5 protein-coding genes are annotated in these 6,410 nt (G+C 38.9%); 1 reads left to right on the top strand and 4 read right to left on the bottom strand.

Translation table 11 applies throughout. The features are described from left to right. Positions 1–37 precede the first annotated feature (37 nt). The gene (locus tag JI65_RS08510; protein ID WP_191015216.1) at positions 38–1,444 is read right to left on the bottom strand and encodes a dicarboxylate/amino acid:cation symporter; all 1,407 of its coding nucleotides are present in this window, start codon (positions 1,442–1,444) and stop codon (positions 38–40) included. A 268-nt stretch (positions 1,445–1,712) separates the two neighbouring features. Between JI65_RS08510 and ettA the strand changes: the two genes are divergently transcribed. Next, complete coding sequence (ettA, locus tag JI65_RS08505; RefSeq protein ID WP_191015214.1) at positions 1,713–3,476, top strand: energy-dependent translational throttle protein EttA; 1,764 nt, start codon at positions 1,713–1,715, stop codon at positions 3,474–3,476. Between the two features lie 183 nt (positions 3,477–3,659). On the opposite strand, the gene JI65_RS08500 is transcribed toward ettA, so the two are convergent. The 3 genes from JI65_RS08500 to JI65_RS08490 form a co-directional block, all read right to left on the bottom strand. After that, on the bottom strand, positions 3,660–3,872 hold the full coding sequence (locus tag JI65_RS08500) for a YgjV family protein (protein WP_191015211.1): 213 nt from the start codon (positions 3,870–3,872) through the stop codon (positions 3,660–3,662). Positions 3,873–3,996: 124 nt separating this feature from the next. Next, positions 3,997–5,187: a hypothetical protein gene (locus tag JI65_RS08495; protein WP_191015208.1), complete on the bottom strand. Its 1,191-nt coding sequence runs from the start codon at positions 5,185–5,187 to the stop codon at positions 3,997–3,999. Beyond that, positions 5,184–6,137 (bottom strand): SH3 domain-containing protein, encoded by a 954-nt coding sequence (locus JI65_RS08490; RefSeq protein WP_191015206.1) that lies wholly within the window; start codon positions 6,135–6,137, stop codon positions 5,184–5,186. The genes JI65_RS08495 and JI65_RS08490 overlap by 4 nt, the downstream gene beginning before the upstream one ends. Between the last annotated feature and the right edge of the window lie 273 nt (positions 6,138–6,410).

Genomic DNA, 6,410 nt, shown 5'->3' with positions numbered 1-6,410 from the left:
AATTATAAAATTTTATTTTATTTTTATCTTTTCAAAACTAAATTGCGCAAGAGCAACTTTCGTCATTTTCCGTATAGACTATTGTTTTTGCCTCCGAAGCTTCGGTATTTGCCACAAAACCCGAATTATCATCAGCCACGATTTTTTTATCATAGTAAACTTCCTTGTCAAGAAGACCTTCAGCTTCGGCCACAAGAACAGAAGCCGTCGCGGCACCAACCACGTTTGTCGCAGTTCTGGCCATATCAACAATCGAAGAAATTGGAGAGAAAAGAACAATAAACTCTACAGGAAGTCCCACTGCCGTAAAAAGTGCAGTTGCTGTTATTGTCGCCGTTCCTGGAACACCAACAGTTCCGATTGAAACAAGAATAGTGAACAAGATAAGCAAAACATATTGCCCAACAGAATAAGAAATCCCCTGCTGATGAATCGTAAATACAGCCAAAAGCACAGGCCAAATTCCAGCACAACCTGGCATTCCAAGATTTGCTCCCAGCCCTGCCGTAAACGAAGCCACGTCACCATTTACCCCAAGCTTACTGGTGAGCTGGCGAACAGTTACAGGCAAGGTTCCAACGCTACTTTGCGATGTAAAAGCAACAATTCCTGCCGGAAGAATTTTCTTTAAGAATACGAATGGGTTCAATTTGGCAACAAAAGTAATTAAAAGACTCTCAATACCAAAAATCTGCAATGCACAAAGCACATAAGCAACCACAAGCACGCCAAGCAACGGAATTAAGTCAGAAACATTGCTTCTACCGACTGCACGGGCAATCAAAGAAGTAACGGCATAAGGCGTAAAGCCAATAATAAAACTGACAGCTTTTCCAACAACTTTATTTGCCGCATCAACAAAAGATTTGAAAGATTTTACTTCTTCACCCTTTGTCCTAGCAAGCTTATTATAAGACAATGCAATAATGATTCCAAAAATAAGAACTGGAACCACACTATTGCTTCCCCATTCCCCCACAATATTTTTTGGGAAAAGTGCAATCAATGTATTTGCAAGAGAAGGAACTGTTTTTGCCGTACTTTCCTCTGCTGCATAATTAAATCCTGCACCAATGTTAAGAACGACGGAAGCAAAAAGAGCAAGAAGAGCTGCACTCAGGGTATTTAATAGAAGAAAGAAAACGGATTTTAGTCCGATTTTCTGCAATTTTATTGACGAACCAAGATTCGTAATGCTTGCAATCACACTGACTAAAAGAAGAGGCACAACAAACGCCTGAAGAGCATTTACGTAGACCGTTCCAAAAGCCGCTACATAAGTAAAATGTTTTTTGAATACAAGACCAATAACAAGTCCAAAAACAGTTGCAATCAAGGTACGTAACCCAAAATTCAGATTACATTTCTTTTTTAATAAAAACAGGATAGCAAATGAAACAAGAACTGACCCAAGAGCCGCTAAATCAAGACCGTTTAATTCCATAAAATATCTCCTCGTATTGATAAAGGAATATATCAATTATTTCACACTAAATCAATATGAATTATAGGAAAATAATAAAAAATCACTTTTACTCTCAATTTCGAGTTTCAAAAGTGATAACGAACGCATTTCTTTACATTGACTTAAAAATTCAACATTCGGACTTTTAAATTCCAGGGCGAATGTCGCGTTTTTTCCTTCCATTTCTGTCCAACTTGCAGAATCCAACTCTATTTTTCTTTAAACTCTTTTGATATACTAAAAAAATATGGCAAAGACTTTTGACGATAAAAAAATCATTTACACGATGGAGCACGTTTCACGTGCGTATGGAACTAAAGTAGTTCTTAAAGATATTTCGATTTCTTACTACTACGGTGCAAAAATTGGCGTAATCGGTGAGAACGGAGCCGGAAAATCATCTCTCTTCAAGATTTTCGCAGGAAAAGACACAGACTACACTGGCGAAACACAACTTTTGCCAGGTTATTCAATGGGCTATTTGGAACAGGAACCTTACCTTGAACCCGGAAAAACGGTTCTCGAAGTCGTAAAAGAAGGCGTAAAGCCAATAACAGATTTGCTCGCAGAATTTGACAAAGTGAACGAAGCCTTTGGCGACCCGGACGCAGATTTTGACAAGCTTTGCGCACGGCAGGCAGAAATTCAGGAAAAACTCGACGCAGCCGACGCCTGGAATCTTGACGCAAATCTGGAGCTTGCGATGGACGCTTTGCGATGTCCTCCGGGCGACCAGATTGTAGACGTGCTTTCCGGTGGTGAACGTCGCCGAGTCGCTTTGTGCCGCCTGCTTTTGCAAAAGCCGGACATCCTTCTTTTGGACGAACCGACGAACCACTTGGACGCAGAAACTGTAGCCTGGCTTGAACGTCATCTTAAAGACTATCCGGGAACAATCATCGCAATCACTCACGACCGATACTTCCTCGACAACGTTGCAGGCTGGATTCTTGAAATGGATCGTGGCGAAGGCTATCCGTTCAAGGGAAATTATTCTGAATGGCTCGAAGCAAAACAGAAGCGTCTTGAACTTGAAGAAAAACAGGCTTCAACCAGACAGCGCGAAATGAAAGAAGAATTGGAATGGATTCACGCTGGCGCAAAGGGACGGCAGGCAAAACATAAAGAGCACATCACAAAGTACGAAGCACTCCTTGCCGAAGAATCAAAGAGAATTCAGCTTAAAGACACTCAGATTTCGATTCCGGCAGGCCCGCGTTTGGGAAGTGTCGTAATCGATGCAGAAAAGCTCACGAAATCTTACGAAGACAAAGTTCTTTTTGAAAATCTTGATTTCCACATTCCTGCAGGTGCAGTCGTAGGAATCATCGGACCGAACGGTGCCGGTAAAACCACGCTCTTTAAAATGATTGCCACAGCCGCAGGTCAAAAAGTAGAACTCCCAGACGGAACGATGGGCGAAGTTCAGCCGGATTCAGGCTCAATCAAAATCGGAAACACCGTAAAACTCGTTTACGTTGACCAGATGCGCTCAAAACTCGACCCGAATAAAACCGTTTACGAAACGCTGAGCCGCGGAAGCGACCTTGTAAAACTCGGTGCAGTTGATGAAAAAGGCCACGCAATCAACGGAGCTGTCCGCGAAGTTAACGCACACGCTTACTGTTCATGGTTCAACTTTAACAGCGCAGAGCAGAACAAAAAAATCAGCGTGCTTTCCGGCGGAGAAAAGAACCGCCTGAACATGGGTCTTATGTTCCAGGAAGCTGGAAACGTACTTCTTTTGGACGAACCGACGAACGATTTGGACATTACCACAACCCGTTCCCTCGAAGAAGCAATCAACTCGTTCGCGGGAGTTGTTCTTGTAGTAAGCCACGACCGCTACTTCCTTGACCGAATCTGCACACACATTCTGGCATTCGAGAACAATTCTGAAATGAATTTCTTCGAAGGCAACTGGTCAGAATACGTTGAATGGAAGAAAAACGTCCTCGGAATCGACGACGACGTTCCGCACAAAACCGTCTACCGAAAGCTCACCCGATAGAATGGCAAAAAAAACACCACGGAGGAACGAAAACTCGCCCCGCCGTGGTGCCTTAACCTAGTATAGCAAATGCTAAAAACCTGTGTCATTCCGAACTTGTTTCGGAATCTCTAGAATCAGAATCGGAAACAGGTTCAGAATTACAGTTGATTTTTATTCGTTATGCTAGCGTCTTTAGCTTACTTACTGTTTTCTTAACACCAATTTTACGATATTGATGATTGCCAACGCGCCGTTCATGACTGCAACGGGATAAGACTTGATGATGAGAGCGTAAATTACGCAGATAATACAGCCTGCCGTGTTTATAATTCTCAATTTTGTCATCGAATTCATCAACATCGAAAGTATTACAAGAAAGGAACCTAAATATCCAAAAAGTTCTATAAAATTCATAACAAAAACCTCTCGTGTATTCTACAATAAATCTCTGTTAAATCCTATAAAACTTTTCTTAAACTTTAAAATCGGAGTTCAGTTTTAGCACCATTCAGAAGTTTTTCAAACCATGTCTCTCGCGCTATTCATATTCCCTTATATGCTCGTTCTTTCGCAAGTCAAAATATCCGCCCATCTGCCTGGATGCGGCATTTTGATAATTTTTGTCATTTTCCAAATCTTTTACCGTATAAAACTTATATTCCGAGTCAGAAACATTGGAAAGTTCAGCTTTATAATAGTTTGAATCGACTTTCTTTGAAAATGAATAATATTTGGAAAGATGAACCGCAAAAAAGTATTGATTTCCATCAATCATATAAATATAAAAAACCGGCCTGCCGCTGGGAACATACTGAGGGTCAAACAGCTGCTCTACTTTGCGTCCTAACCCCTTTTCCAGTTCAGCAAAAAACTTCTTCGGCGATATTTGCTTATGTTTATTTGGATTCGTGTCCTTGCAGTATTTTTTTTGATTTTTATTAAAAATTAGAGAATAGACCTGCTGCTTTTCGCCCTGAAAAGGATATTTTCCAGTTTTTTCCTTGTATTCTTCTATGAGTTTTCCGTAATATAACAGATGCTGAAGCCTTACGATGTCGCAATCGTCCTGATACTGCTGTTCCAGCTTATCCAAAGCCGGAGAAGCATTTTTCATACAGTCAATTTCTTCAGCAGATTTTTCAGGACTTGAAATCTTCCCGTTCACAAATTGCAAGATTGATTCTGAATTATCATTTTCGATTCCAAAAACCAGTTCCATCTTGCTCAATCTTGCCGGCCAGGAAAGAATGATTTGATTATCTTTTTGGTAAGCGGCTTCGGTATTGTTTGACCGGATTTGGATTCCGCTGCCGTCAAAATAAAGATTCAATTTGCCGTCTTCGATTTTTACTAAAACTTTCCGCCTTAATGTTTTAGAAAATAAGTCAGTTATGGTTTCAAGATTTGCTGTCTGATAAGTGATTAAATCAAGATTTATTTTTGCGTATTTTCCTTCATTCGAAATCGATTCTTCTGCAGATTTAAAATATTCGTATGAATAGCGTTTTTCTGCATAGCCTGCATTTTTTATTTCTTCAATCAAAGAATCTACGTTTTCTTTTATTTGCGGTGTTTTCTTGTCGTGAAGGACATCGTATTCAATTACGTTTGCGTAATTGTCAGAAAAATAATAGCCGATGTAGATTTCCTTTGCTTCAAAATTTTTTATGTCAGCAAAACAATTAAGTGCGACAAACCCCAAAAGTGTCACAAAAAAATTTCTTCTCATTTTCCCTCCATGTTTTTTTGTTCTATAAAGTCCATTCCATTCCAAAAGATTTTGCTTTCATATTCTTCAGAAATTTCATTACCGCGAAAATATTTTCCTTTAATTCTAATGTAATTTTTTTCCCCTGCCTTGTCATTCGGAAAAATAAACGTGTTTTGAGCTGAATAGATTCCATCGCGTGCATAGGTGGCGCACCGTCTTTTTATTTCAAATGCTCCGTTTTGCAAAGTTATAAGCTCTATGCCTTCAGCATAATGCGGTTCGCTGGCTTCCACCATTTCGCAGGAAATAAATGTTGTATTTGTAAATTGATTTTTTAATATTTTTAGTTCTGATATTTTTTTATAAATCAACTCTTTTTTTATGTTTATGGATTTTGCCTTGTTGAATGCGAATAAGCTTGCTTTGGAAAAACTGAAAATCATGGATTCTTCGTTTTCATTCGCCAAAAACTTTCCGGCGTCAGACAATTCTTCAAGGGAGGGCGACTCACCTGCAAACTCAACGTAAACAAAATAGCCGTTATTTTCTTCCGGCAAATATGAAAATTTTTCCTTCGTATATTTTTCATAATGCTGCCTAACAAAATCACTTTTTTCTGCATATTTATAGAAAGATTTTTCGCTTAGCCGTTTAGGAATCCTGATTTCGTAATTATAAAGCTTGTCAAAATAAGTCAGTTTGTTTCCGTTTTCCAGAAAATCGGCATTGTCAGAAATGTATCCCCCGAACATATACCCGATTCCCTGGTCGGTTTTTATTTTATAAAAACAATCGTATATTCCTTCTGATTCAAAATATTTTTGTGTTTTTTCCAGGACTTCGATTTTGTCTCCAAAATTTAGTTTTCCAATTTTTTCTGCAGAAAGCGAAGGTGTTTTTCGAATATTTACAGATGAACCAATTGAATAGTGAATTCCGATTTTGATTTCATTTGTTGAAATTTTCATTCCCGCAAAAAGATTAAATGAACTAAAAAACAAAAAATTGAATAAAAATAGTTTTTTTATTGTCATATTTGAGCCACCGTCACAACAAATCGAATGGAATCTCTAAAAACATCCAAATTTTAAGTTTTTAGAGATGCCCCAAATTTTGGGCGACAGAAAATTTGATTTTTGAAAAAAATACAGGCAAAAAAAACGCCACACAGAAAAATCTGTGCGGCGTACAAGAAACATTAGTCATTTTTTAACAGGAACGGACGAACCGCCCCTGTGGAT

Source organism: Treponema zioleckii (assembly GCF_014737315.1).
Lineage (GTDB): Bacteria > Spirochaetota > Spirochaetia > Treponematales > Treponemataceae > Treponema_D > Treponema_D zioleckii.
The sequence above is the reverse complement of the archived record's forward strand: the minus strand, read 5'-3'. Positions and strand labels throughout refer to the sequence as shown.